We start from the raw sequence: 26,129 nt of genomic DNA on the forward strand, positions 1-26,129 counted from the left end.
GGCGATACCTTCAGAAGGGCCGGTCAAGGACCGTTTCGGCATGACGTCGAAGCGCGCCGCCGGCGCCGATGAGCGGCTGGCCAGCACCGGCCGGCTGACGCAATGGCTGCGCCGGCCCGAAGCTGGTGCGGCCGGCGGCCTGATCGCCACCATCATCATCTTCGCCCTGCTGCCGGGAGCATCGAACCTCTATTCGCTGCAGGGGTCGATGACCTTCCTGACGCTGGCGGCCGAACTCGGCATCATCGCCACCGCCGCAGCCCTCCTCATCATTGCCGGCGAGTTCGATCTCTCGGTCGGCTCGATGGTCGGTTTCGCCGGCGTCGTCATCGGGCTGACGGTCAAATATTGGGGCCTGCCGCTGTGGGGCGGCATCGCCTGCGCCTTCGCAGTCGCCATCCTCACCGGCTACGTCAACGGCCTGATCGTGGTGAAGACCCGCCTGCCCTCCTTCATCGTCACGCTGGCCTCGCTCTACATCCTGCGCGGCCTGTCGATCGGCATCACCCGCGCCGTCACCGGCCGCACGCAGATCCCCTACATCCTTGACGGCGCGCCGGACCAGGCTACCGCCGGCCTGTTCAACGGCCATCTCCTGACCGGCTTCTTCCACTGGATGGGCACGCAAGGCTGGATCGCCACCCGCACCGACGGCATTCCCTTCGTCGTCGGCATTCCGATGTCGATCGTCTGGTGGCTCGGCCTGACCGCGCTCGCCGGTTATGTCTTGACCCAGACCAAATACGGCAACTGGATCTTCGCCACCGGCGGCGACCTCAATGCCGCCCGTAATGTCGGCGTGCCGGTCGAACGGGTGAAGATCGCGCTGTTCATCTACACCGCCTGTGCCGCGACCTTGCTTGCCACCATCCAGGTGATGGAGGCCGGCTCCGCCGACACCACGCGCGGCCTGCTGAAAGAATTCGAGGCCATCATCGCAGCCGTCATCGGCGGCGTGCTGCTCACCGGCGGCTACGGCACCGTCTATGGCGTGCTGTTCGGCGCGCTGATCTTCGGCCTGGTGCAGATGGGCATCTTCTACACCGGCATCGACACCGACTGGTTCAAAGTCTTCCTCGGCATCGTCATCCTGATGGCGGTGCTGGTCAACAACTACATCCGCCTCAAGGCGCTTGGACGCGGAGGCGGCAAATGACCCAAGCCATTCAGCCAGCCATGGAACTGCGCGGTGTGTCCGTCAATTTCGGTTCAGTGCGCGCGCTGCAGGACATCGACATCAAGGTCTATCCCGGAGAGGTGCACTGCCTGCTGGGTGACAATGGCGCCGGGAAGTCGACACTGATCAAGGTTCTGTCGGGCGTGCACCGGCCGAGCAAGGGCGAGATTTTTGTCGACGGCAAGCCTGTGACCTTCCGCAGCCCGCGCGACGCGCAGGATCTCGGTGTCGCCACGGTCTTCCAGGACCTTGGCATGATTTCGCTGATGTCGATCACCCGCAATTTCTTCCTCGGCCGCGAGCCGACCAGGAGCCGCCTGCCCTTCTCGCGCTTCGACAAGGAGCGCGCCAACACAATAGCCCGCCAGGCGATGGCCGATATCGGCATCGACGTGCGCGACCCGACGCAGGCCGTCGGCACGCTGTCGGGCGGCGAGCGCCAGTCGGTAGCGATCGCGCGCGCCGTGCATTTCGGCGCCAAAGTGCTGATCCTCGACGAGCCGACTTCGGCGCTCGGCGTGCATCAGGCGGCAATGGTGCTGAAATTCATCATCGAGGCGCGCATGCGCGGGCTGGCGGTGATCTTCATCAGCCACAACATCCACCACGCCTACCCCGTCGGCGACACTTTCACGCTGCTCAACCGCGGCCGCAACCGTGGCACCTACGCCAAGTCGGAGATTTCGCGTGACGAGGTGATTTCGATCATGTCGGGCGGTGAGGATTTGAAGGCGGTCGAGGCGGAGATCGCCGGCCTGCTGGCGCAGATCGGCAATCGACCAACGGCGGCGCCGTGACCTGTTTTAGACTCCATTTGCAGGAATTGATTGTATGAGCAGGATACGGGTCGGTGTCATCGGCGCCGGCATGATTTCGCAGATCGAGCATATTCCCAACCTGTTGCGGCTCGGCGATCTGTTCGAACTGGTCGGCGTCGCCGATCCGTCGAGGATTTCGCGCCAGTATGTCACTGATATCCACGGCGTCACCAATTTCGAAACGCCTGAGCAGCTGTTCGACCAGCGTCTGGACGCCGTCGTTGTCGGCTCGCCCGACCCGCTGCATCACGAGCAGGTGCTGGCCGGACTCCAGCGCGGCCTGCATGTCTTCTGCGAAAAGCCGCTCTGCTACTCGCCGGAGGAGATCACCGAGATCGTTGCCGCACGCGACAAGGCCGGCAAGGTCATGCAGGTAGGCTACATGAAGCGCTTCGATCCGAGCTACCGGCTGGCGCTGGCCTCGCTGCCCGGCACGGCAAAGACGCTGCGGTCCGTCTCGGTTGAGGTCAACGACCCCGATGCCTGGCCCTTCATCGCCCACCAGCGCTATGTCAGAGGCAATGACATTCCCAAGGACCTGATTGCTGCTGCGCAAGGCAAGCAGAAACAACAGGTCGAGCGCGCCATCGGCCAGCCTTTGACCGATCTCGCTTTCCGTGGATTTACCGGCGCTTACAGCTCCGCCTTGATTCACGATGCGAATGCCGTGCACGGCCTGCTCGACGCGCTCGGCGTGCCGGATGGCGAGGTCGTCGGCGCGCAGATTTTCGCCAATGGCGATGGCGGCCAGGGTGCGGTGAAACTGCTCGACGGCCAGGCGCTGTGGACCATGACGCATCTCACCGTGCCGAAGCTCGCCGACTACAAGGAGCGCATCACGCTGTTCTTCGACGATGCCAGCCTCGAGCTCGAATTCCCCTCGCCTTGGCTCAACCATCATCCGACCCGGCTGACGGTCAAGACGTCGGACGGCCATACGCTATCGACCAGGGACCTGCGCGCCGGCTACGGCGAAGCCTTTGTCGAGGAGATGCGCGGCTTCTGGGGCGCGATCGTCAACGGTGACGCGGTGGTCAACCCACCCGAACACGCCGCCCGCGACCAGGCATTGCTGATCGCGCTGACCCGGCAGCACCTGGCCACTTCGCCAGTCGACTGAGCACTCGAAGGATGTGTTGAGATTCAGGTCAGGCCGAGTCGAAAACGTTGGATTTCGAGAACCGGAGCGGAGCGTACTGAAGTACGTGAGCACCGGAAGCGCAGAAAGCCGGCGTTTGCAGGCCGGCCTCACCTGAATATCAGCACATCCTACCTGGTGTTGATGACGCCGTCGGTATTGGCGAGCAGCTTGCGCACGGCATTGCGGGCCGCCTCCGGCCGCTGCAGCCGGATGGCCTTCTCGATCGCCTCGTGCAGCTGCTGTGCGTGCTGCAGATCATCGAGTTCGCGCGTCGTAAAAGTGAACAGGTTATCGAAAGCGGATTCGATCAGCACGCCGAGCGGCACCAGCAGATCGTTGCCGGAGGCACGCAATATGGCGAGATGGAAGCGCGTGTCGGCGCGCGTGCGCTCCTGCAGGCTGGTCGCTTCGCCCATCTCGCGGCAGGCCTGGCTGATCTCGGCCATCTGCTCCTCGGTGCGCCGCATGGCGGCAAAGGCGGTCGCTTCCGGCTCGATGATGTGGCGGAATTCCTGCACCGTTTTCAGGAACACTTCGCGGTCGGGCGAGGTCGCGTACCAGGCGAGCACATCGCGATCGAGCAGGTTCCAGCGCTCCCTGGGTTCAACCCAGCTGCCGATCTTGGGGCGTGATGCCAAAAGGCTCTTGGCCATCAGCATCTTGATCGCTTCGCGCACAGCCGAGCGGCTGACGTTGAAGGTTTCCGACCACTTGGCTTCGTTGGGCAGGATGGTGCCCGGCGGATAATCGCCGCGCACGATCCGAAGCCCGATTTCGCTGGCCAGCGAGGCATGCACGCTAGAGCCAGGCACTCGGGCTGCGTCGGCCCGACGAAGCACCGCCGGGCGTTCGGCCGCCGCCGTCTTGTTGGGCTTCTTTCCCTTATTCGGCTTTCCGTCCCTCATGCGTCCACAAAGTCCGGATTTTTGAAGCTGTCAAGCAAAGGAAAGGGCGTTGGCGGCAAAGCCTGCGGCTGTGCACAGATCAGCTTACAACCTTGCCCCCAAAGCCCTATTTGCCAGCCCTATTTGACGTACTTGCGCCAGCTGTGCTCGGGACGGAAGCCGAGCATGTCCCTGGCCTTGCGGTTGGAGAGCAGCGTCTCATATTCGCCGAGCTCCGCTTTGACCGGCACATTGGGGTAAAACCGCTTCAACAGCTCGGCCGTCGGCAGGTCGGAAGAGGTGTCGTCATTGGCGGCATTGAACACCTGAAAGCCGAGACCGTCCTTTTCCACCGCACGCAACGTGATTTGGCCGAGGTCGCGGGCATCGACATAGCTCCAGGCGATACGCTTGCGGAAGCCCGGATCGGCAAACCACTTCGGAAACAGCGAATATTCGTGCGGTTCGATGACATTGCCGATGCGCAGCGCATAGATGTCGGTGCCGTTGCGCTGCGCAAAGGCACGCGCCGTGTGTTCGTTGACGACCTTGGACAGCGCATAGCTGTCCATCGGATCGACGTCGTATTCTTCGTCGAGCGGGAAATATTTGGGGTCGCGCGGTTCGTTGGCGAACACCACGCCATAAGTCGTCTCGCTGGATGCGATCACCACCTTCTTGATGCCGAGCTTCACTGCCGCTTCGATGACATTGTAGGTGCCCATCGCATTGATGCGGAACACCTCATTGTCGGGCGTGATCATGATGCGCGGGATGGCGGCGAAATGCACAACGGCATCGACCGGCTGCGAGCGCAGCGACGGGTCGAATTCATGCAGGCCCATATAGCTCGTCAGCGCGTTGAACACCTGGCCGCTGTCGGTAATGTCGGTGATCAGCGTGCGCACCTTTGGATTGTCGAGCGGTTTGGTGTCGATGTTCAGCACCTGGCAGCCCTGTTCGACCAGATATTGCACGACATGGCGCCCGGCCTTGCCGCTGCCGCCGGTGAACATGATCCGCTTCGTCATTTTCGCCTCCAATACCTAGGATTCCTGTGTATTGTCAGACAATATGGCATTCCGCAACCACCCTCGCCGGCAAACGGCGGCGCCAGGTATCAATCATTGCAACAGGACTTCAAGACATGACCACGACCGCCGCGAGCGAAAAGATCGGCTTCATCGGCCTTGGCCTGATGGGGCACGGCATCGCCAAGAACATCGTCGACAAGGGCTACGGCCTGACCTTCCTCGGCCGCAAGAACCGCAAGCCTGCGGAAGACCTGATCGGCCGAGGCGCCAAGGAAGCGGCAACTTCGCGCGAGGTGGCGGCGGCTTCCGATATCGTCTTCATCTGCGTCACCGGTTCGCGCGAGGTCGAAGCCATCATCCGCGGCCCCGGCGGCCTCAAGGAGGGCTTGAAGAAGGGCTCCGTCGTCGTCGACTGCTCGACCTCCGATCCGGTCTCGACCGTGGCGCTGGCGGCGGAACTCAAGGAGATCGGCGTCGACTTTGTCGATGCGCCGCTGAGCCGCACTCCGAAGGAAGCCTGGGAAGGTACGCTCGACGCCATGGTCGGCGCGCCCGACGCGCTCTTTGCGCGCGTGAAGCCCGTCATCGAAACCTGGGCGGGGCGCATCGTCCATATCGGCGATACCGGCGACGGCCACCGTATGAAATTGCTCAACAACTTCATCTCGCTGGGCTATGCCGCGATCTATTCCGAGGCGCTGGCGCTGGCTGAGAAGGTCGGCATCTCGCCGCCGCGCTTCGACAGCGTCATCCGCAACGGCCGCATGGATTGCGGCTTCTACCAGACCTTCATGCGCTGGACGCTGGAGGGTGACCGCGACGCGCATAAATTCACCATTGCCAACGCCTTCAAGGACCTGACCTATCTGGAATCGATGGCGGGTGCGGCCGGCATCGCCAACCCGCTGGGCAACGCCACCAAGAATTCCTTCGCCGGCGCCCATGCCACCGGCCCGGCCGAGCAGTTCGTGCCGATGCTGGCGACGCATATTGCCAAAGTGAACGGCGTCGATCTCATGCCAAGCAAGGACGGCAAGAAGCAGACGATCTGATCAGCCGATCTCCCCCCGTGTGGTGGAGATTGCGCTGGCTCCCCGCCGCGCCTTGCCGATCCCCTCATCCGTATTGGCCAGCAACTTTCGCACCGCATTGCGCGCTGCGTCCGGCCGCTGCAGGCGGATGGCCTTCTCGATCGCTTCGTGCAGCTTCTGGGCGTGCTGCTGGTCGGCAACCTGTATGGTCGTGAAGACGAAGAGATGGTCGAGCGCCGATTCGATCAGCACGCCGAGCGGCACCAAAAGATCGTTGCCGGAGGCGCGTAGGATCGTGAGATGAAAGCGCGTATCGGCGCGGATACGCTGCTGCAGGCTCAGCGCCTCGCCCATTTCCCGGCAGGCCTGGCTGATCTCGGCCATCTGCTCGTCGCTGCGCCGCATCGCGGCAAAGGCGCTGGCCTCCGGTTCGATGATGTGACGGAACTCCTGCACCGTGCGCAGGAACGCCTCCCGGTCCGGGCCGGTCGCATACCAGGCTAGCACATCGCGGTCGAGCAGGTTCCAGCGTTCCCTCGGCTCGACCCAGCTGCCGATCTTGGGCCGTGAAGCCAGCAGGCTTTTGGCCATCAGCATTTTGATGGCTTCGCGCACCGCCGAGCGGCTGACGTTGAACATCTCCGCCCATTTGGCTTCGTTTGGCAGGATGGCGCCCGGCGGATAGTCGCCACGCACGATTCTGAGGCCGATTTCGCTGGCCAGCGATCCATGCACGCTCGATCCGGGGCTCCACGCCATATCCGGCCGTCGAACAGTTGCGGCCACCGGACTGGCCGGCACATCGGTCCTGGCGGATTGCCTTCTTGGTCTGTCGTCCGGCATCTTGGGCATCGGCAATCTGTCGCAGGGAAACCGTCCGGAATTGTCCGTGCCCTTCGCCGAAAGCAAGACGCATGAGCCCGTCAAAGCCGGAGCCTGCCGCCCCGACAATGTTGCCAGTCCTTGTCCCTGAGGGAAGTGACGGGGCGCCCTCGAAAGGACGCCCCGGTATCGCAAATTACTTCTGGATGCAGGTGTCGACCGTATCCTTGGTGCATTCGTCGAGGCCGGTGAACACCGGATCGTCGACCTTCTTGCCTTCGATCAGGTCGATCATCACCGACGGCGCCTTGTAGCCCATTTCGAACGGCCGCTGGCCAACCAGTGCGGTGACGAGGCCGTCCTTGGCGATCGCCACTTCGTCGCCGATCGTGTCGGCGGCGCCGATGACGAAATCATTGCTGGCGATGCGGTCCTTGAGCGGCCCGAACAGGTCGCGATAGGGCTGCGGGGCGCCGAACAGCGGCCAGCCGCCCATGATGCCGAACGCATCGAGCTTCGGGTTGGCGGCGAGGATGTCGGTCATCGCCTGCACGCCCTTGGCACCGTCATCATTGGTGAACACCGGGCAGCCGGCGACTTCAGTCCAGCCGCCTTCGCCGGCCAGTGCCGCCAGGCCTTCCTTGCCCGACAACGCGTCGCGCATGCCTTGCGCGCGGCGCAGGATGTTGTCGGCCGCAGGATTGCCTTCGATGGTGCAGATCGTGCCGCCGTTCGGCTTGCCCTTCTTGATGTACTCACCGATCTTCTTGCCCATCAGGTAGTTGTCGGTGCCGAGATAGGTCTTGCGAAGTGCTGCATCTTCCTTGGCCAGGTCGGCGTCCACGGTCATGATCGGGATCGTCGGATTGGCGGTCTTGATCGTCTGCGCGATCAGCGGCGCGTTGGACGGCGAAATCGCCATCGCCACCGTGTCGGCCTTGCTCAGCATGTCCTGCACGATCTGCGCCTCGCCGGCCTCGTCGGAAGTCGACGCCGGGCCGGTGTAGAAGCATTCATATTCCGAACTGGCGTTTTCCTTGTTCCACTTCTCGCAGCCCTGGTGGATTGCCTCGAAGAACGGATTGTCGAGACCTTTCACCACGATGACGAGCTGCTTCTTGGCCAAAGCCGGCCCGGCGCCCAGCGCCATGGCGGCGACGGCGGCGAGCAAAACTGTTTTCCTCATATCAGTCCTCCCTTGGAAACAGACGGACACGGCGTGCCCGCCACACAAACCAACCCGGATGCGGTGACAGAGGATCGTTATGCGAACGCTCGTGTCGGCAGGCCAGGTCGATAAGCATTTTCATTTCGGTCAGCCGGATTCGAAAAGGCCGGCAAGCACCGATGCGTTCCCTGCTGATCCCATAGGCAAACCGGATGGGGCCGGCAGGTTACTCCTCCGCCATCCAGCTAATATCGGCTTGTGGCCAACGTCAATGGTATTTGTCCTACAAAACGGATTTTTAGATTCCGCCTGCCGATTGACGCCCGTGCAGTCATTTGCGTAAATGGAATTCAACATCGCTGTCCCGGGAGGAGCTGGGCAAGCGTGGGCCGCGGGCGGAACCGATGGCCAAAGCACGGGGAGGCAAGAAGGCTGGTGGCGGTTCTCGAACTCACCAACATCTCGAAACATTTCGGCGCCATCCAGGCGGTCAACGACGTCTCGTTGTCCATCGAGCCGGGACAGGTCGTCGGCCTGATGGGCGACAACGGCGCCGGCAAGTCGACGCTGGTCAAGATGATCGCCGGCAATTTCCGCCCGAGCCACGGCTCGATGCAGATGGATGGCAAGGAGCTGATCCTGCACAAGCCGGTGGAGGCGCGCCAGCACGGCATCGAGATCGTCCACCAGGATCTGGCGCTGTGCAACAATCTGACCGCTGCCGCAAACGTCTATCTCGGCCGCGAATTGCGCCGGGGCGTCGGCCCGTTCCGCATCCTCGATTATGCCGCCATGTACAAGCGCGCCGGGCAGATTTTTGCCGAACTGAAATCGGAGACGCGGCCGCGCGACCTGGTCAAGCAGATGTCGGGCGGCCAGCGCCAGGCGGTGGCCATCGCCCGCACCATGTTGTCGCAGGCCAAGATCGTGCTGATGGATGAGCCGACGGCGGCGATTTCGGTCCGCCAGGTCGCCGAAGTGCTGAACCTGATCCGCCATCTGCGCGACCAGGGCATCGCTGTGGTGCTGATCAGCCACCGCATGCCTGACGTCTTCGACGTCGCCGACCGCGTCATCGTCATGCGGCGCGGCAGGAAAGTCGCCGACAAGAGGATCGCATCCAGCTCGCCCGAGGAAGTCACCGGGCTGATCACCGGCGCCATCGAACAGGTCTGATTAGGGGATAAAGGTCGACAATGGCAGTCACGCTTGACCAGACGATCGCGCAGAAACAGCACAGCTTCTTCTCGCGCATATTCGCCAGCCAGACCTTCTGGGTGGTGATTGCCGTCATCCTCGCCTGCATTTTCCTGTCGTTTGCCACCGACGCCTTCGCCACTCAGAAAAACCTCTATAACATCACCCGCAACATCACTTTCGTCGCCATTATCGCGCTCGGCATGACCTTCGTCATCATCACCGGCGGCATCGACCTGTCAGTCGGCTCGGTGCTGTGCCTGTCGTCGATGGTGCTGGCCGTCACCATGCATGCGGGCTACTCGATCGAGGTCGGCATCCTGGCCTCGATCGCCACCGCGCTGGCCATCGGCGCCTTCAATGGCATATTGATCGCCTACCTCGGCTTTCCACCCTTTGTGGTGACGCTCGGCATGCTGTCGATCGCCCGCAGCCTTGCCATGGTCGCCTCCAACAACACCGTCGTCTTCCAGTTCGGCCCGGATCACGACAAGCTTTTGGCGCTGGGCGGCGGCGCCTGGGTGTTCGGCATCGCCAATCCCGTGCTCTACATGATCCTTCTGGCGCTGATCACCGGATTCACGCTGCGCTGGACCAAGTTCGGCCGGCACATCTTCGCCATTGGCGGCAATGAACATGCGGCGACGCTGACCGGCGTTCCCGTCAAGCAGATCAAGGTCGCCGTCTATATGATCTCGGCGCTGGCGGCCGGCATTGCTGGCATCGTCCAGACCGGATGGCTGGGTGCGGTCACCACCAATCTCGGCACCGGCATGGAGCTGCAGGTGATCGCCGCCACCGTCATCGGCGGCGCCAATCTCGCCGGTGGCGTCGGCACCGCCTTCGGCGCCATCGTCGGTGCCGCGCTCATAGAAGTGATCCGCAACAGCCTCGGTCTGCTCGGCATCAATGCCTTCTGGCAAGGCGTGTTCATCGGCGGCGCCATCCTGCTTGCGGTGTTGTTCGACCGCATCCGCAACTTCAGGCGCAATGACTGAAACCTTCGGCTGGAAACCATTGCTTTGACATCGAAATCGCTGTTCGACCTTAGCGGCCGGCTGGCGCTTATCACCGGCTCCGGCCAAGGCATCGGCCTCGCATTGGGGCGCGGCCTTGCCGAGCATGGTGCCAGTGTAGTGCTCAACGGCCGCGATGCCGGCAAGGTCGCGAACGCAGTAACAGGTTTGCGCGATGCCGGCTTCACGGCGCACGCCTCGACCTTCGACGTGACGGACTTTCGCGCCGTCGATGCGGATGTTGCCCGCATCGAGGCCGAGATCGGTCCGATCGACATCCTGATCAACAATGCCGGCATCCAGTTTCGCGCCCCGCTCGAGGATTTTCCCGAGGAGCAGTGGGAGCGGCTGTTCAAGACCAATGTCTCCGGCGCCTTCCATGCCGGCAAGGCGGTCGCCCGCAACATGATCGGGCGCGGAAAAGGCAAGATCATCAACATCGGCTCGGTGCAGAGCGAACTCGCCCGACCCAACATCGCGCCCTATACGGCAACCAAGGGAGCGATCCGCAACCTGACCCGGGGCATGTGCACAGACTGGGCGAAATACGGCTTGCAGATCAACGCCATCGCCCCCGGCTACTTCCGCACCGAAATGAACCAGGCGCTGGTCGACAACCAGGAATTCTCCGCCTGGCTGGAAAAGCGCACGCCCGCCGGCCGCTGGGGCTATGTCGACGAGCTGATCGGCGCCGCCGTGTTCCTGGCGTCGGACGCATCGTCCTTCGTGAACGGCCACACGCTCTATGTCGACGGCGGCATGACGGCTTCGGTTTGATGGTTCTTCCCTTCTCCCTTGTGGGAGAAGGCAAAACCCTATCGCTCAGTCTGAAAATCCGCTGCCGCGCATGGCAGCACACGGCTGCTTTCGCCCTGCGCCTTGACGGGAGCCCGAACTCAGCCGCACAATCCCAATGCAGGCGAAGGGAGGCAAGTCGTCTGCGGGAGGATATACCCATGACGGACGCGATCAGGCTCTATTGGGGCCGGTTCGGACATGTTTCTGTCCTGAATGTCGCCAGCGACTTCGTCACCCATGCTCATGTCGAGGCCCACATCATCATCTGGCTGGAAGGCACGGCCGGCGAGATGACCATCGGCCGCGAGACGGTGCGGCTGGGTCCAGGCACCGCCGCCGGCATCAACTCCTTTCAGCCGCACAGCCATGTCCTGTCGCAAAACGGCAGGCCGGGCCTGTTCCTGGCCTTCTACATCGACCCGGACTGGGCGCGCCGGCGCCGCGACCTGCCTTCGTCAGCGCCGCTGTTCGCGCAGGCCGCGATCACGCTCGAACCCTGGCTGCACCAGGCCGCCGCCAATCTGCTCGACCATCTGAGCGACAATGAAAGCATCGACGACGTCGCCAATTACGAGATCGAGCGCTTCATCGATTCCGTGCTCGACGCCGCCGATGCCTCGGCGCCGCAGGAGGCACGCATCCGCATCCACACCATGCAGGATTTCCGCGTCCGCAAGGCAATCCAGCTGATGAAGGCCAATGTCTGCGAACGTATTTCGTTCGACGATGTCGCCCGCAGCGTCGGCCTGTCGCGGCCGCATTTCTTCGCTTTGTTCAAGGAACAGACCAATCTGACGCCCAATGTCTACTGGAACACGCTGCGCATGGAGGAAGCCGTGCGGCAATTGCAGTGGTCGCAGGAGCCGCTGATCGCGGTCGCCTGCAATCTCGGCTTCACCACCCAGGGCAATTTCTCGCGCTTCTTCCGCGACCATGTCGGCGTGCCGCCGACGCTTTACCGCGAGGCGGCGCGGGCCATGGCCTGAGCGAAACGGCTGTTTTTCAGACTCCTTGATACGGACGCGAGACGCATTGATAAGCGCCGCGCCAGCTGCCGCCCTACCCTCGCCACATGTTGGATTTGTAGGGGAAGAGCATATGGTTGATGTCACCATCTCCAGCGTCATCGACGCGCCGGTCGAAAAGGTCTGGGCGCGCATACGCGACTTCAACGGCCTGCCGGGCTGGCACCCACGCATGGTCGAAAGCCATATCGAGGACGGCAAGGACGCCGGCACCATCGGCTGCGTGCGCAATTTCGAGCTCGCCAGCGGCGCCCGCATTCGTGAAAAGCTGCTCGATTTCTCCGACGAGAATTTCCTCGTCAGCTATTCCATCCTCGAAACGCCGCAGCCGCTGACCAACCACACGGCGACGCTGCAATTGCGCCGGGTGACCGACGGCGACCGCACCTATGCCGAATGGACAGCGAGCTTCGACGCCGCGCCCGAAGAGGCCGACAAGATTGCCGCCGGCATGGGCGCCAATGTCTTCCAGGGCGGCTTCAATGCGCTGAAAAGCCATTTCGCCGGCCAAAGCTGAACCTGGGAGCCTGCCATGGCACTTGCCCTCCAGACTTTTTCGACCGTTCGGGATGCCAATGCGGCGCTAAAAGCTGCCGGCACCCGTTATCTCGGCGGCGGCACGCTGGTCGTACGCGCCGCCAATGAAGGCGACATTTCGGTCTCCAGTCTTGTTCGCTCGACCGATCCGGCGCTTTCGGCCATCAAGGTCACGGACGGCAAGGCCCGCATCGGTGCGTCGGTGACGATGGCGGCCGTCGCCCGCCATCCCGAGTTAGCCACGCTCACCAAGGCCGCACGCGCCGTCGGCGGCCCGGCGATCCGCAACATGGCGACCGTCGGAGGCAATTTGTTTGCATCCGCGCCCTATGGCGATTTCGCGGTCGCGCTGCTGGCGCTCGATGCGACGGTCGGTACCGATGACGGGGAATTGCCGATTGGGGATTTCTTGGCCATGCGGGACGACAACCACGCCATCGTCACCTCAGTCAGCTTCGCGCTGCCGAAGGCCGAGGGCTTCCGCTTCCTGAAAGTGTCGCGCGTGAAGCCCAAGGGCGTCTCGGTGCTGAGCATCGCCGCCGCGCTCGAACAGGCCGGCGACGGCGCCATATCCTCGGCGCGGATAGCGCTCGGCTGCATGGCAGACCGGCCGATGCGCGCCAGGGCGGCGGAAAAGGCGCTGATCGGCAAGCGGCTTGACCGGGACGGCATCGCAGCAGCGCTGGCTGCGGCAGGCGAAGGCACTTCGCCAATCACCGATCCGATCGCTAGCGCCTGGTATCGCGCCGAGGTTCTGCCGGTCTATCTCGGCCGTCTGCTGCTTACTTAACCACCGCTAGGGGGGCGCGCGTCTGTCCGATCAATCGGGCAGGCGCGCTGGGAGGAAAACATGGCAAAGGTTCCGGTTCAGTTCACGCTCAACGGCAGCGAGAAGGCCGAATTCGTCGAGGGCGGCACGACGCTGCTCCATGCGCTGCGCGACAAGATCGGCGACACCTCGCCAAAAGGCGGCTGCCATCAGGGCACGTGCGGCGCCTGTTCGGTCGTCATCGACGGCGAGCTCCGGCTCTCTTGCCTGACATTGGCCGAAACCTGCAATGGGGCGGCCATCACCACGACATCTGGCCTCGCCGAAGCCGGCGTTTTGCATCCGCTGCAGCGCGCCTTCCTCGACGCCTTCGCCACGCAATGCGGCTTCTGCACGCCGGGCATGATCATGGCGGCCAAGGTGCTGCTCGACCACACGCCCAACCCCAGCCGCGACGACGTCGTCGAGGCGCTGTCCGGCAACATCTGCCGCTGCACCGGCTACGAACCGATCATCCAGGCGGTGCTGACAGCGGCGCGCGCCAATTCGCAGAACGCGGCCTGAGGGGACCAAAAGAATGGAACTGCGCAAGAGCTATTTCGCCGACCAGCGCAAGGACGGCCTGCACGAGATCGGCCAGCCCAGGCCTCGGCTGGATTCGCCGGGGCATGTCACGGGCAAGACCGCCTATTTCGCCGACCGCAATTTCCCCGGCATGCTGCACCTGAAAATGGTGCGCAGCCCACACCATCATGCCCGCATCCGCTCCATCGACACCTCCGAGGCAGAGAAGCATCCGGGCGTGGTGAAAATCCTCACGGCCAAGGACGTGCCGCACAATGTCTACACCATCCTGATCCTGATCCAGATCGGGCCGGAGGACGAGACGGTTCTGGCCGACGGCAAGGTACGCTGGAAGGGCGAGGCCGTGGTGGCGGTGCTGGCCGAGACGGATCGTGCGGCGCAAGAGGCCGCAGCGAAGGTCAAGGTCGACTACGAAGTGCTGCCGGCCGTCTTCGATATGGAGGAGGCGCTGAAGCCCGGCGCGCCTCTCGTCAACGAGTATCACGGTCAGAACTATTATCTCTACGACAGCGGCAAATGCCGCAAGGTGCGCTTCGGCGATGTCGAGGCAGGCTTTGCCGAGGCCGACCATATCCTCGAGCAGAGCTACCAGTCCTCGCCGATCGAGCATGCGCCGACCGAGACCACCGGCTGTATCGTCGCGCCCGAGGGCAATGACCGCTTCACCTGCTACACCAACACGCAGGCGATGTTCTTCACCCTCGACAACGCCTCGATCATCCTGCAGATGCCGGGCTCGAAGCTGCATTTCGTCGGCGGCACGGTCGGCGGCGGCTTTGGCGGCAAGGTCGATGTCATCGTGGAGCCGATTGCCATCCTCGGCGCCAAACTAACCGGGCGACCGGTCTGTTTTATCTACAGCCGCGAGGAGGAAATGCAGATCTCGTCCCCGCGGGCAGCCGAAAAGGTCGTCATCAAGGACGGCGTGATGAAGGATGGCCGCATCGTCGCGCGCAAAGTGACGGGTTACACCGATGCCGGCGCCTATTCGCGCCACTCGCCCTATGGCGCGCAGAAGGGGGCGGCGCACTATCCCGGGCCCTATACGATCCCCAATGTCTGGATCGACACCTACTGCGTCTACACCAACCGCACGCCCTCGTCGGCCATGCGCGGCTTCGGCGTCACCATTGGCGACTTTGCGCTGGAGGTGCAGATGGACAAGTTGGCGCGGCTGATCGGCATGGATCCGCTCGAATTCCGCTTCATCAACGCCTACCGCGACGGTGACATGAAGGCGCATCGCCAGCCGACCGAAGGCGCAGCCCTGATCGAGTGCATGCAGGAGGCCTCGCGCGCCGCCAACTGGCCGGTGGCGGAGAAATTCATGGCGATGTCTTCTTATACGAAGGGAGCTTGAGATGGCGATCCGGCGCGGACGCGGCGTCGCCGCGATCAACTACCCCACCGGCATGAATCTCGGCGGCGACCCGACCCAGGCGCTGGTGCATTCGACACCGACCGGCAATTTCATGGTCACGCTCTCGTCCGTCGATCTCGGCCAGGGCCTGAAGCAGATCATGGCGCAGATCTGCGCCGAGACCATCGGCGTGCCGACCGACCGGGTCATCATCGACACCGCCGACACCGACACCGGTCCGCACTGCATGGGCACCTTCGCCTCGCGCGGCACCCACCGCGCCGGCAATGCCGTCATCCAGGCGGCCAAGGAAGCCCGCCAGGTGATGCTGGAAGTGGCAGCGGAGGAACTGGAGGTCAATGCATCCGACCTCGAGACGGATGGCGAAGGCAACATCCTGGTCAAGGGCGCACCGCAAAAGTCGATTTCGATCTTCGATGTCGCGCTGTCGGCGCATTTCAAGCGCGGCCGTTCCATCTCCGGACGCGGTATGTTCCTGATCCCGCGCTCCTATCCCGAGAAGGAGACCGGCGCGATGAAGCCGTCGACCTGCTACGCCCACGCCTGCACGGTGGCCGAAGTCGAGGTCGACGACGAGACCGGTGAGGTGACGGTGCTGACGGTGAAGAACATTTTCGAGATCGGCCGTGCGCTGAACCCGAAAATGGTCGAGCAGCAACTGGTCGGCGGGTCCTGGATGGGCATCAGCCATGCCCTCTACGAGACCACCGAGCCCTATTATCCCAACCGCGACCATGGCGGCACCGACTTCAACCAGTATCTGATGCCGGGCCCCGGCGATCTCGCCCAGACCGAGATCATCGTGCTGGAGCGGCCGTCGGCGGATGGCCCCTATGGCGCCAAGGGTCCAGGCGAAATGTGCGCCAACCCGCAAATTCCGGCCGTCGCCAATGCCGTTTTCGACGCCGTCGGCGTGCGCATCGACGCGCTGCCGATCACGCCGGAACGGATCTTGCGGGCGCTGAAGGCGCAAGCGGCAAACTGAGGACCGAGATGCCCGAGCAGACAGCCGAGACCATCGCGACCTCGCCGGAGGCGGTGGCGTCGCAGCTCGCTGCCTCGCGCTATCTCGCAGATGACAGCCTCGCGACCGCCATCTTCCTTGCCATCCGGCTGGGCAAACCACTGCTGCTCGAAGGCGCGCCCGGTGTCGGCAAGACCGAAGCGGCGAAGGCGATTGCGCAGATACTCGGACGCGAGTTGGTGCGGCTGCAATGCTATGAAGGCATCGACGCCGCGCATGCGCTCTACGAATGGAACTACCAGCGCCAACTGCTCGCCATCCGCCATGCCGGCGAGCACGAAATCGACATTTATAACGACCGTTTCCTGATCGCGCGGCCGCTGCTGCAGGTGCTGCGGGCGCCCGAGCATCGCGTGCTTCTCGTCGACGAGATCGACCGCTCGGATCATGAATTTGAAGCGCTGCTTCTGGAGTTTCTCTCTGACTTCCAGATCAGCATTCCAGAACGCGGCACCATTCGCGCCGAGGCGCAGCCGATCGTTATCCTGACCTCTAACCGCACCCGCGAGCTGGCGGAAGCGCTCAGGCGGCGCTGCGTCTATCATTGGATCGGCTATCCCGACGCAAAGCGCCAAGCCGAGATCATCATGCTGCGCGCCGGCGATGTCGCCGAAGCAACGGCTCACGCCGTGGCCGCCGCCGTACAGACCATCCGCGCCCGGCCGCTCGCCAAGCCGCCCGGCATCTCAGAAGCGCTCGAATGGGCCAACGCCGCCACCATATTGGAGAAGGGCGGCAGCCCGTGGCCGCAAGCCTTCCGCCGCGCCATTGGCGTGCTGATCAAGGACGAGGAGGATTTGTCCGCGATCGCGCCGGAGCTTGGCCGGATTGTCGAGGAGGCGCTGGCGTGAGCCGGGACTTCGACAACACCTTCTCCCCGTTCACGGGGAGAAGGTGCCCCGAAGGGGCGGATGAGGGGCGGCGCGAACCTCGAACGTCAGCGCTGCCCCTCACCTGCCTGCCGGCATCCTCTCCCCGTAAACGGGGCGAGGAGAGCTTGCCTCGCGCCGCAGCGCCTTTTCTCAGCTTCGCCCGCTTGCTACGCCGCCACGCCTTTGCCATCGCCCCCGAACAGGTCACCAGCTTCATGCAGGCGGTCACCCTGCTCGGCCCGCGCTCGATGGCCGACATCCGCGAGGCGGCGCTCGCGACGCTCGCGCCCTCGCCCGACCGTCGCAGCGAATTCGAAGCGCATTTCCGCAGCCATTTCTATGGCGACGCCAAACCCTCGATCGAAGGCGAAGAGGACGAGGAAACGCGCATCAAGGACGATCACGGCACCCGCGAGGAAGAGAGCCAGACCACGCGCCGGGAGAAAGGCGGCGAGCTGTCGTCGGCGATCGAACAACTGAGCAGCCGCGATTTCCAGCGCGACGACGATGGCCTTGGGTCCTTCCGCCGCAAACTCGCTTCCGCTTTGCCCGCCCGCCGCTCTTTCCGCACAGTACGCACGCGTTCGCACGGCACGCTCGACCTCAGACGTTCGCTCAGCGAAATCGTCAGCGCCGATGGCGACATCCCCTCGCCGCAGCTTCGCCGCCGCCAGACCGTGCCGCGCAAGCTGCTGCTCCTGATCGACGTCTCCGGCTCGATGAAATTGCACACGGCCGACTACCTCAAACTTGCGCACGCCGCCGTGCAAAGCGCCGACCGCGCGGAAATCTTCACCTTCGGAACGAGGCTGACCCGCATCACCTCGGCACTGCGCATCCGTGATCGTGACCAGGCGCTGGCGCGCGCCGCTGCACTGGTCGACGACTGGGATGGCGGCACGCGCATGGGACCGACGCTGCTCGCCTTTCTCTCGGTGCCGCGCTTCTCGGCCTTCGCGCGCGGTGCTGCAGTCGTCATCCTGTCGGATGCGCTGGAACGCGGCGACCATGCCGATCTCGAAACCGCGATACGCCGCCTGAGCGCCCGTGCCTTCCGGCTCTCGCTGGCGACACCGCTCGCCGGCGATCCACGGTTCCACCCGGCAACGGCGGCGCTACGCGCCATCCTGCCTGACCTCGACGATCTCATCGACGGCTCGTCGCTCAGCAGCCTCACCGATTTCATCCTGTCGCTTGCCCGCTCCGCTCCGGCCGCGGCGGCAATCTGGAAGAGGGTCTCGTGATGCAGAAAGCCATCGACGCGCATTTCCACATCTGGCGCCAAAAGGACCAGCCCTGGCTTGTCGGCCCGATGGTGCCGCGCATCTTCGGGCCGTACGAGCCGATCCGCCGCGACTATCCGATCACCGAATTCCTCGAAGACCAGAAAGGCGCCGGGGTCGAGAAAGCCGTCTATGTCCAGACCAACTGGGCCAAGGAGGATTTCGAGAAAGAAGTCGCCTTCCTGCAGAAGACCGCTGATGAAACCGGCTGGCCGCACGCCATCGTCGGCTATACCGACATGACGGTCGACGATGTCAGACCGCAGATCGATCGGTTGAAAAAGTATCCGCTGCTGCGCGGCGTGCGCATGCAGCTGCACTGGCATGAGACGCCGGCCTTCCGCTTCGCCGCCTCGGCCGACCAGGTCATCGACCCCAAGATCCGCGCCAATGTCGCGCGGCTGAAGGATTATGGTCTGTCTTTCGACCTGCAGCTTTTCCCCGCCCAGATGAAGGACGGGCTGACGCTGGTCGGCGAGAACCCGCAGACCAATTTCATCCTCACCCATGCCGGCATGCTGACCGGCATGGAGCCGGAGACGACCGAGGCCTGGAAAGCTGGCCTGCGCACGCTGTCAGCCGCGCCGAATTTTTACGCCAAGCTGTCGGGACTCGGCACCTTCGTGCACCGCAACGACCCGGATCTGATCGCCTACATCGTCGACAATACGATCGACATTCTGGGTAGCGACCACCTGATGTTCGGCTCGAACTTCCCGATCGAGAAACTCTGGACCAGCCACGCCGAGCTGATCCAGGCGCACCGCGCGGCAGTGGCGAAGCACGGGGCGGCGGCTGAGGGGGATATTTTCTGGAACACGGCCGAGAAGGTTTATCGGCCGGTATAGCGCGGCGCTGCCCTTGCCTTCCCCCCTTGTGGGGGAAGGTGGATCGGCGCGCAGCGCCGAGACGGATGAGGGGTGTTCCAGCGGAGTGAAACGTTGGCGTTCCCTGGAGCACCCCTCATCCGTCGCCTTCGGCGACACCTTCTCCCACAGGGGGAGAAGGTGAAGAGCCTACTTCACCTCAAACTCCGGATCGACCGGAATCTGCATCGCCGTCACCAGATGGTTGGTCTGCCCGGCAAGCCCGATGATCGACACCAGCTCCCCGTGCTGCGCATCGGTCATGCCCTTGGCGCGAGCGGCGGCCGTATGCGAATGGACGCAGTAGGAGCAACCATTGGCGGTCGACACGGCGATGTAGATCATCTCCTTGGTCAGCGGATCGATGGCGCTCTCCGTGGCCATCACCACCTTCACCTGTTCCCAGGTCCGTTTCAGCAAGGGTGGATCATTGGCCAGCCCGCGCCAGAAATTGTTGACGAAATCGGACTTGCGGGTGGCGCGGATGTCGTCGAACACTGCCTTCACCGCTGGGATCTTCTCCACCTCGGCATCGCTGAGAAGTCTTGTGGCGGCCATGACGTTTCCTTTCGTTTGGATCATTCTGCAAGCGGGGATGAATCAAGGCGTGAGCAAACACGGCTAATCCCTTTGCCACACTTTGAATTTTTGGGTGAACGTCAACCCTGCGTCGAGTGGCCGGAAACCTCGGCGCCCGCACCAGGCGGCAGCACGAGGAACCGCAACGCCGCCACCAGCCCGATGGTGCCGATCACAACAAAGGCGATGCGAAAATCAACGAGGTCGAGCGCCGGCCGGTCCCTCATGATCTGCGACAGGTTGAGGATCGCCGCCGCCACCGCGACGCCGAACAGCATCGCTATCTGCTGCAGCATCGACGACAGCGTCGCCGCCGAGCTGCGCTGCGTCGCGTCGATGTCGGCGAAGGCCAGCGTGTTCAGCGCGGTGAACTGCATCGAGCGCGACAGGCCGGCGACCAGCATCAGCGCCACGACCAGCGCCTGCGGCGTCTCAGGCGAGATCGCCGCGCAGGCCATGATCGAGGCCGAGGCGATCAGGCCGTTGACGACCATAACTGAGCGGAAACCGAAACGCCTGAGCGTCGGCGTCGTCACCGTCTTCATGCCGAGATTGCCGAGGAAATAGGCCAGGATCATCAACCCGGCATCGACGGGCGAAAGCCCGAAGCCGACCTGGAACAGCAATGGCAGCAGGAACGGCGTGGCGTTGATCGCCACCCGAAAAATGGTGCCGGCGGCGAGCGTCGAGATGGCGAAGGTCAGCACATTGAATGCGCTGAGATCGAGCAGCGGATGCGGTGCGCGCCGGAGATGCCGCGCCGCGAGCCAGCCGATGATGATCCCGGCCGCGATCAACAGCACGGTCGGCAAGGCGCCGTCTTCCGGATGCGCAATGCGTTCGAGGCCATAGAGCAGAAGGGCAAGTCCCAGCGATGTCAGGAAAAATCCCGGCCAATCCAGCGGCTTGGGGTCGGCCTCGCGGTCGCCGGGAATGAAGCGGGCGACCAGCGTCAGTCCGATCAGCCCAAGCGGGATGTTGATGAAGAAATTCCAGTGCCAGGAGAGATAGGTGGTGATGAAGCCGCCAAGCACCGGCCCGACGACAGGCGCGAACAGCGCCGGCCAGGTGATCAGCGCCGTGGCATTGAGCAGCTCCGACTTCGGCGCATTGCGCAAAACGAGAATGCGCCCGACCGGCGTCATCAGCGCACTGCCCAGGCCCTGCACGACGCGGGCGGCGACGAATTGAGGGAGACTTTGCGAGAAGCCGCAGACGAGCGAGGCCAGCGTGAACAGCACGATCGCCAGCAGGAAGATGTTGCGCGCCCCGAAGCGGTCGGCAAGCCAGCCCGACAGCGGTACGAACACCGCCATGGTCAGCATATAGACGGTGATGCCGATGCTCATCGCCACCGCCGGCACGCCGAAGGATTGGCCCATCTGCGGCAGCGAGGTCGAGATGATCGTCGAATCCAGCAACTGCATGAAAAACGCGATGGCGACGATCAGCGCCACGCGCCGCGCATTGCTGGCGGTCTCAGTGGAGGCTTCGGTGTCGGGAACGGCAGTCATGACGAACCGCGTTGAACAGCATATGGCTGGCCCAGTCCAGAGCCTAGCCAACAAACTTCCGTGTCGGCGCGCGGCCTGTTATGGATTAGCGCCTTAGCGGCAAGGAACCTGCATGAAGCCGATCTATATCGACTACCTCAATGCCCTCGATATCGAAGCCCTTGAGATGACCGACGGCGAAATCATCGCCGCCGTCGAGGCCGGACTGGTCGCGCAAGGCAATGGCCAGACGGTGATCGAGCCGCGCGTCCATCTCGAGCCTGATCCCTCCTTCCACGGCCATTTCAACGTGCTGCGTGGCTACGTCGCGCCGCTCGATGCGGCCGGCGTGAAAATCGTCGGCGACTATGTCGACAATTATCTGCACGGCCTGCCCTCGGAATTCGGCATTTTGAACCTGTTCGATCCGCGCACCGGCACGCCGCGCGCCATCCTCGACGCCACCGTCATCACCGACATGCGCACCGGCGCCGTCACCGCCATCGGCGCCAAGCATCTGGCGCGCAAGAACTCGAAGGTGCTTGCCCATATCGGCGCGCGCGGCACCGCCTACTGGAATGTGCGCCTGCTCGATCATCTCTTCGATTTCGACGAGATCCGCGTCCATTCGCGCCGGCCGGAAAGCCGCGACGGCTTTGCGGCCAAACTTTCAGCCGATCTCGGCAAGAAGGTCACCGCGGTCGCTGACTGGGAGAGCTGCGTGAAAGGCGCCGACATCGTCGTCGAGGCCTCGCGGCTTTCGGAGCCGCAGCCGCTGCTCAAGACCGAGTGGATCAAGCCCGGCGCTTTCGTCGTGCCCTATGGTACGATGAGCGCGGTGGAGCTGTCGCTGACCGACATCATGCAGAAAATGGTCGTCGACGATTGGGGCCAGTGCAAGGGCGGCAAGTTCGGTTCGCTGCGCGCCCATGTCGAGACCGGGCGGCTGAGCGAAAAGACGCTGCATGCCGAACTCGGCCAGATCGCTGCCGGCCTGAAAGCCGGGCGCGAAAGCGACGACGAGACGATCCTGTTCTGGCATCGCGGCCTGTCGCTGTCCGACATTGCGCTGGGCAAGGCAATGCTGGCCAAGGCCGCAGACAAGGGCATTGGCCAGAGGCTGCGCTTCGCATGAGCGCGCTCGTCCTCAGCGGCGCCGGCATCAGCGTCGAGGATGTCGCGGCCGTCGCCCGTGGCGGCCGCAAGGTCGAGGTCGGGCCTGCGGTCATCGAGAGGCTCGACAAAGCTCGCAAAGTGCTTGACCAGGCCGCCGCGTCCGGCCAGCAGATTTACGGCCTCAACACCGGGCTCGGCGCCAATCTCGGCACCACGGTCGAAGGCGATGCCAGTGCCTTCCAGCGCCAGCTGCTGGAAGGCCGCAGCGGCGCTGTCGGCGAGCCGCTGCCGCAAGAGGCGGTGCGGGCGACCATGCTGGCGCGTGCCGCGATGTTCTCGGTTGGCGGTTCGGGTATTTCGCCGGCTGTTTTGACCGCCCTTGTCGACGCGCTCAATGCGGGCGTTCATCCTGTGATGCCGTCTCTAGGTTCAATCGGCGCCGGCGACCTGCTGCTGATGACCGCGATAGCCCGCACGCTGATTGCGGAGGGCGAGGCTGACTACCAAGGCCGGCGCATGCCTTCCGCAAAGGCGTTGATGATGGCGCGGCTGGCGCCGGTCAGCCTGGCGCCCAAAGACGGACTGTCGTTGATCAATGCTTCGGCGGTCTCGACGGGCGCCGGCGCGCTGGCGCTCGCTGATGCCCTCTCAGCCTTTGAACAACAGCAGCAAGCCGGCGCACTGACGATGGAGGCACTTGGCGCCAACCGCACCATTCTCGATCCGCGCCTGCATCTGGCGCGTCCGGCGGCCTGCCAGCAGCTTGCGGCAAAGGAGCTACGTGATCTGCTCGCCCGCGACGAGCAACCGCCGCCCACCACCTTGCAGGATCCGCTTTCGGTCCGCTGCATGCCGTCGATACACGGCGCGCTGATCCAGGCGATCGACAATGCAAGGCTTGCGGTAGAAATCGAGCTCAACGCCGCCGCCGACAATCCGCTGGTACTCGGAGAGGACAATCTGGTCTTGTCGACAGGCAATTTCCACACCGCCTCGATGGCACTCGCTTTCGAGACGCTTGGCCTCGCCATCGCGCAGGCCTCAGCCGCAACGGCCGCACGCTTCGTCCAACTCACCGGCTCCGGCCGCAACGGCCTGCCCAAATATTTGTCGCCAATCGGCGGCGCGTCCGCCGGCTTCGTGCCGCTGCAAAAGACAGTCACGGCGATCCTCGCCGCCATCCGCCACAAGGCCAATCCCGTGATGCTCGACTTCCTGCCGGTCTCGGAAGGCGTCGAGGACCATGCAACGCAGACGCTGCTCGCTGTTACGAAATGCGCCGGCATGATCGGCCTGTGGAGACGGTTGATCGCCTTTGAGCTGATGGCGGCAGCACAGGCGGTCGATTTGCGCGAAGGCCTGACGCTGGCGCCGGCGACAGGAGTCATCCATGCGGCGGTGCGCGCGCACGTGGCAAGCCTCAGGGAAGACAGGCCGCTCGGCCCGGACGCCGAGCCGCTTTACGCCTCGCTCGCCAACGGCGGTTGGCGGGCGTAACAGCGACCAGGCCAGATCGGCGAGTTCAGGCCTTTTCATCCACCCTTTTCATGAACTGGCTGAGCTCGGTCGGGTCCATGCGCACCACATGCTTGTCTTCCGGATAAGCGCCGCTGTTGACGTCGGCGACATATTCGGAAAACGCCGCCACCCGCTCCGCTTGCAAGCGGTCATATTCGGCTGCGAAATTGCGATAGACCTTGGAATGGCGCGGCATGTGGCCCCTGTTCTGGCCGAGTATGTCGTCGGCGAACAGGTATTGCGCATCGCAGCCGGTGCCCGCTCCCATCGACAGCATGATCAGCGAGGTGCGCTCCGAGATCGCCTTCGCCACCTCGACCGGCACCACTTCGATCTCGGCGCCGAGCGCGCCGACTGCTTCATATTGTTTCACCGCCTCGAAGATCTGCATGGCAGTGTCGGCGGTCTTGCCGACCGCCTTGAAGCCGCCGGTCCAGGTCGCACGCGACGGAATGAGGCCGACATGGCCGATGACGGGGATGGCATCGTCGGCGAGCCGCTTCACGGTGGCGAAGCCGGCGCTGCAATAGACCGCGTCGGCGCCCGCCTTGTAGAGCCTGAACGCCCAGCGCAGGAAATCGTCCGCCGTGCCGATCTCGTAAAAGTTCTCGCCCGGCATGGTGAACAGGCTGGGCGCGGCATCGCGGTATTGCGGGTTGAGCACCAGCTCCGGCGGCACCGAGACGATGTCTACCCCTGCCCGCTCGGCGGCCTCGGCCTCATCCATGGTCAGCACGCGCAGCATGGTTAGCTGGCGCTTGCCCTTCATGGCGCGTAAATCGGCCACCGTCGGTCTCTTTCGGCTCATCTAATGTCCCTGTTGCTGGAATTGATTTTCCCGATCACCTTACCGGCCACGAGGCAGGCCGGATAGCTGGGTTCATAGGCACGACTACTCCGCCGCCGACATATCGACCTCGTGAAACTCGCCCCGATAGGGCCGCGCCGTCGGCGGCAATTCGCGCTTGAGGAAATAATCCTCGTATCTCAGCTGCTTCAAAAGCACCGGCCAGACTTCGCGATAGGCATGCCACATCGACGGGTTCGCCACCGGCAGATCGTGCTTGATCAGTTCGTGCAGCCTCGGCAGCGCATGATAGGGCACCATCGGGAACATGTGATGTTCGACGTGATAATTCATGTTCCAGTAGATGAAGCGGCTGACCGGGTTCATGTAGACGGTGCGGGTGTTCAGCCGATGGTCGACGACATTGTCGGCCAGCCCGATATGCTGCAGCAGTCCGGTCAGCACCATGTGCCAGCTGCCATAGAGGCGTGGCAGGCCGATCAACACCAACGGCAGCCATGATTTTAGCGCGATCGCGGCGGCAATCGCCGCCGCATAGATGGCCACATGCCAGCGCGCCGCCATGATGGCCTTGCCCTGTTCGCTTTCCGGAATGTAGCTCTTTTCATCGTCAGACAGCTTGCCGAACGCCTGGCGCACCAGGATCGGCAGCGAATAGCGGAAATCGAGAATGCCGGTGAAGGCGAGCGCCGCCTTGATCAGGTTTGGCGGCCGCATGACGGCGATCTCGGCATCGCGCCCGACGATGACGGTATCGGTGTGATGCCGGGCATGGCTCCAGCGCCATTGCACCGGGTTGCGCACCACCATGAAGCTGGCAATCTCGTAAACGACATCGTTCATCCAGCGCGTGCGGAAAGCCGTGCCATGGCCGCATTCATGCCAGCGCGAATCGCTCGACGAACCATAGAGCACGCCATAGACAAGCAGGAATGGCACCACCCACCACGTCCCCCAGAACCAGACGATGCCGGTGGCCGAGCCCAGGATCGCAGCGATCCAGATGATGGTATCGCGGATCGCCGGCCCGTCGGAGCGCTGCATCAGCTCCTTCATCGCCTTGCGCGGCACGTCGGTATGATACCACTCGGCCGAAGCAAGCCCGGTCTCGATGGCCCGGCGGGTGCTCTCGCCGACCAGGCTGTAATCGCGCTTTGTCTTGGCCGCCATCGTCACCTCCCGCCCGG

General features: G+C 63.7%; 26 protein-coding genes. 18 read left to right on the forward strand and 8 right to left on the reverse strand.

The genetic code is table 11. The features are described 5' to 3' along the window. The first annotated feature begins 40 nt into the window (after positions 1 to 40). From AC1DXM_RS02650 to AC1DXM_RS02660, 3 genes are read left to right on the forward strand one after another with little or no spacing between them, the layout of a single operon-like run. Positions 41 to 1,156, forward strand: coding sequence for an ABC transporter permease (locus AC1DXM_RS02650; RefSeq protein WP_477231956.1), 1,116 nt, complete (start codon positions 41 to 43; stop codon positions 1,154 to 1,156). Beyond that, positions 1,153 to 1,974, forward strand: coding sequence for an ATP-binding cassette domain-containing protein (locus AC1DXM_RS02655; protein ID WP_477231622.1), 822 nt, complete (start codon positions 1,153 to 1,155; stop codon positions 1,972 to 1,974). Before AC1DXM_RS02650 ends, AC1DXM_RS02655 begins: the two co-directional genes overlap by 4 nt. A gap of 34 nt (positions 1,975 to 2,008) precedes the next feature. Next, complete coding sequence (locus AC1DXM_RS02660; protein ID WP_477231623.1) at positions 2,009 to 3,115, forward strand: Gfo/Idh/MocA family protein; 1,107 nt, start codon at positions 2,009 to 2,011, stop codon at positions 3,113 to 3,115. A gap of 149 nt (positions 3,116 to 3,264) precedes the next feature. Here AC1DXM_RS02660 and AC1DXM_RS02665 read toward each other — a convergent pair whose 3' ends face one another. Together AC1DXM_RS02665 and AC1DXM_RS02670 are read right to left on the reverse strand one after the other, a co-directional pair. Then, the gene (locus tag AC1DXM_RS02665; protein WP_477231624.1) at positions 3,265 to 4,041 is read right to left on the reverse strand and encodes a FadR/GntR family transcriptional regulator; all 777 of its coding nucleotides are present in this window, start codon (positions 4,039 to 4,041) and stop codon (positions 3,265 to 3,267) included. Between the two features lie 119 nt (positions 4,042 to 4,160). Further along, positions 4,161 to 5,051 carry an NAD-dependent epimerase/dehydratase family protein gene (locus tag AC1DXM_RS02670; RefSeq protein WP_112560284.1) on the reverse strand — a complete coding sequence of 297 codons (891 nt, stop codon included), beginning with the start codon at positions 5,049 to 5,051 and terminating at the stop codon, positions 4,161 to 4,163. Positions 5,052 to 5,167: 116 nt separating this feature from the next. Here AC1DXM_RS02670 and AC1DXM_RS02675 point away from each other — a divergent pair, with 116 nt between their 5' ends. Continuing rightward, positions 5,168 to 6,106 carry an NAD(P)-dependent oxidoreductase gene (locus tag AC1DXM_RS02675; RefSeq protein WP_477231625.1) on the forward strand — a complete coding sequence of 313 codons (939 nt, stop codon included), beginning with the start codon at positions 5,168 to 5,170 and terminating at the stop codon, positions 6,104 to 6,106. On the opposite strand, the gene AC1DXM_RS02680 is transcribed toward AC1DXM_RS02675, so the two are convergent. Together AC1DXM_RS02680 and AC1DXM_RS02685 are read right to left on the reverse strand one after the other, a co-directional pair. Beyond that, positions 6,107 to 6,928, reverse strand: coding sequence for a FadR/GntR family transcriptional regulator (locus AC1DXM_RS02680; protein ID WP_477231957.1), 822 nt, complete (start codon positions 6,926 to 6,928; stop codon positions 6,107 to 6,109). 175 nt (positions 6,929 to 7,103) lie between these two features. Next, complete coding sequence (locus tag AC1DXM_RS02685; protein WP_477231626.1) at positions 7,104 to 8,093, reverse strand: sugar-binding protein; 990 nt, start codon at positions 8,091 to 8,093, stop codon at positions 7,104 to 7,106. 417 nt (positions 8,094 to 8,510) lie between these two features. Here AC1DXM_RS02685 and AC1DXM_RS02690 point away from each other — a divergent pair, with 417 nt between their 5' ends. The 12 genes from AC1DXM_RS02690 (at position 8,511) to AC1DXM_RS02745 (ending at position 19,410) form a co-directional block, all read left to right on the forward strand. Next, positions 8,511 to 9,251, forward strand: coding sequence for an ATP-binding cassette domain-containing protein (locus tag AC1DXM_RS02690; protein ID WP_112560281.1), 741 nt, complete (start codon positions 8,511 to 8,513; stop codon positions 9,249 to 9,251). Positions 9,252 to 9,271: 20 nt separating this feature from the next. Beyond that, complete coding sequence (locus AC1DXM_RS02695) at positions 9,272 to 10,270, forward strand: ABC transporter permease (RefSeq protein WP_477231627.1); 999 nt, start codon at positions 9,272 to 9,274, stop codon at positions 10,268 to 10,270. Positions 10,271 to 10,294: 24 nt separating this feature from the next. Further along, positions 10,295 to 11,065 carry an SDR family oxidoreductase gene (locus AC1DXM_RS02700; RefSeq protein WP_477231628.1) on the forward strand — a complete coding sequence of 257 codons (771 nt, stop codon included), beginning with the start codon at positions 10,295 to 10,297 and terminating at the stop codon, positions 11,063 to 11,065. 179 nt (positions 11,066 to 11,244) lie between these two features. Further along, on the forward strand, positions 11,245 to 12,072 hold the full coding sequence (locus AC1DXM_RS02705; RefSeq protein ID WP_477231629.1) for a helix-turn-helix domain-containing protein: 828 nt from the start codon (positions 11,245 to 11,247) through the stop codon (positions 12,070 to 12,072). A 112-nt stretch (positions 12,073 to 12,184) separates the two neighbouring features. Next, entirely contained in the window at positions 12,185 to 12,628 is a 444-nt protein-coding gene (locus AC1DXM_RS02710) for an SRPBCC family protein (RefSeq protein ID WP_477231630.1), read from the forward strand. Positions 12,629 to 12,643: 15 nt separating this feature from the next. Beyond that, positions 12,644 to 13,438: an FAD binding domain-containing protein gene (locus AC1DXM_RS02715; RefSeq protein ID WP_477231631.1), complete on the forward strand. Its 795-nt coding sequence runs from the start codon at positions 12,644 to 12,646 to the stop codon at positions 13,436 to 13,438. A 60-nt stretch (positions 13,439 to 13,498) separates the two neighbouring features. After that, a complete protein-coding gene (locus tag AC1DXM_RS02720; RefSeq protein WP_477231632.1) occupies positions 13,499 to 13,981 on the forward strand; it encodes a (2Fe-2S)-binding protein in 483 nt (160 codons plus the stop codon). Positions 13,982 to 13,994: 13 nt separating this feature from the next. Then, entirely contained in the window at positions 13,995 to 15,362 is a 1,368-nt protein-coding gene (locus tag AC1DXM_RS02725) for a xanthine dehydrogenase family protein molybdopterin-binding subunit (RefSeq protein ID WP_477231633.1), read from the forward strand. Position 15,363: 1 nt separating this feature from the next. Beyond that, a complete protein-coding gene (locus AC1DXM_RS02730) occupies positions 15,364 to 16,368 on the forward strand; it encodes a xanthine dehydrogenase family protein molybdopterin-binding subunit (protein ID WP_477231634.1) in 1,005 nt (334 codons plus the stop codon). An 8-nt stretch (positions 16,369 to 16,376) separates the two neighbouring features. Further along, positions 16,377 to 17,258 carry an AAA family ATPase gene (locus tag AC1DXM_RS02735; protein ID WP_477231635.1) on the forward strand — a complete coding sequence of 294 codons (882 nt, stop codon included), beginning with the start codon at positions 16,377 to 16,379 and terminating at the stop codon, positions 17,256 to 17,258. A 146-nt stretch (positions 17,259 to 17,404) separates the two neighbouring features. After that, positions 17,405 to 18,523, forward strand: a complete 1,119-nt coding sequence (locus AC1DXM_RS02740) for a vWA domain-containing protein (protein ID WP_477231636.1) — start codon at positions 17,405 to 17,407, stop codon at positions 18,521 to 18,523. Continuing rightward, a complete protein-coding gene (locus tag AC1DXM_RS02745; RefSeq protein ID WP_477231958.1) occupies positions 18,523 to 19,410 on the forward strand; it encodes an amidohydrolase family protein in 888 nt (295 codons plus the stop codon). Before AC1DXM_RS02740 ends, AC1DXM_RS02745 begins: the two co-directional genes overlap by 1 nt. A 168-nt stretch (positions 19,411 to 19,578) precedes the next feature. Here the strand turns inward: AC1DXM_RS02745 and AC1DXM_RS02750 are convergent, their stop codons facing one another. Both AC1DXM_RS02750 and AC1DXM_RS02755 read right to left on the reverse strand, forming a co-directional pair. Next, positions 19,579 to 19,986 (reverse strand): carboxymuconolactone decarboxylase family protein, encoded by a 408-nt coding sequence (locus tag AC1DXM_RS02750; RefSeq protein ID WP_477231637.1) that lies wholly within the window; start codon positions 19,984 to 19,986, stop codon positions 19,579 to 19,581. Between the two features lie 101 nt (positions 19,987 to 20,087). Beyond that, a complete protein-coding gene (locus tag AC1DXM_RS02755; RefSeq protein WP_477231638.1) occupies positions 20,088 to 21,521 on the reverse strand; it encodes a DHA2 family efflux MFS transporter permease subunit in 1,434 nt (477 codons plus the stop codon). A gap of 112 nt (positions 21,522 to 21,633) precedes the next feature. Between AC1DXM_RS02755 and AC1DXM_RS02760 the strand changes: the two genes are divergently transcribed. Beyond that, positions 21,634 to 22,635, forward strand: coding sequence for an ornithine cyclodeaminase family protein (locus AC1DXM_RS02760; RefSeq protein ID WP_477231639.1), 1,002 nt, complete (start codon positions 21,634 to 21,636; stop codon positions 22,633 to 22,635). Beyond that, on the forward strand, positions 22,632 to 24,113 hold the full coding sequence (locus AC1DXM_RS02765; protein WP_477231640.1) for an HAL/PAL/TAL family ammonia-lyase: 1,482 nt from the start codon (positions 22,632 to 22,634) through the stop codon (positions 24,111 to 24,113). The genes AC1DXM_RS02760 and AC1DXM_RS02765 overlap by 4 nt, the downstream gene beginning before the upstream one ends. A 25-nt stretch (positions 24,114 to 24,138) precedes the next feature. Here the strand turns inward: AC1DXM_RS02765 and AC1DXM_RS02770 are convergent, their stop codons facing one another. Both AC1DXM_RS02770 and AC1DXM_RS02775 read right to left on the reverse strand, forming a co-directional pair. Next, positions 24,139 to 24,942 carry a 3-methyl-2-oxobutanoate hydroxymethyltransferase gene (locus AC1DXM_RS02770; RefSeq protein ID WP_477231641.1) on the reverse strand — a complete coding sequence of 268 codons (804 nt, stop codon included), beginning with the start codon at positions 24,940 to 24,942 and terminating at the stop codon, positions 24,139 to 24,141. Positions 24,943 to 25,026: 84 nt separating this feature from the next. Then, positions 25,027 to 26,112 (reverse strand): fatty acid desaturase family protein, encoded by a 1,086-nt coding sequence (locus AC1DXM_RS02775; RefSeq protein ID WP_477231642.1) that lies wholly within the window; start codon positions 26,110 to 26,112, stop codon positions 25,027 to 25,029. Between the last annotated feature and the right edge of the window lie 17 nt (positions 26,113 to 26,129).

It is taken from the genome of Mesorhizobium sp. P3_A2, assembly GCF_056403115.1.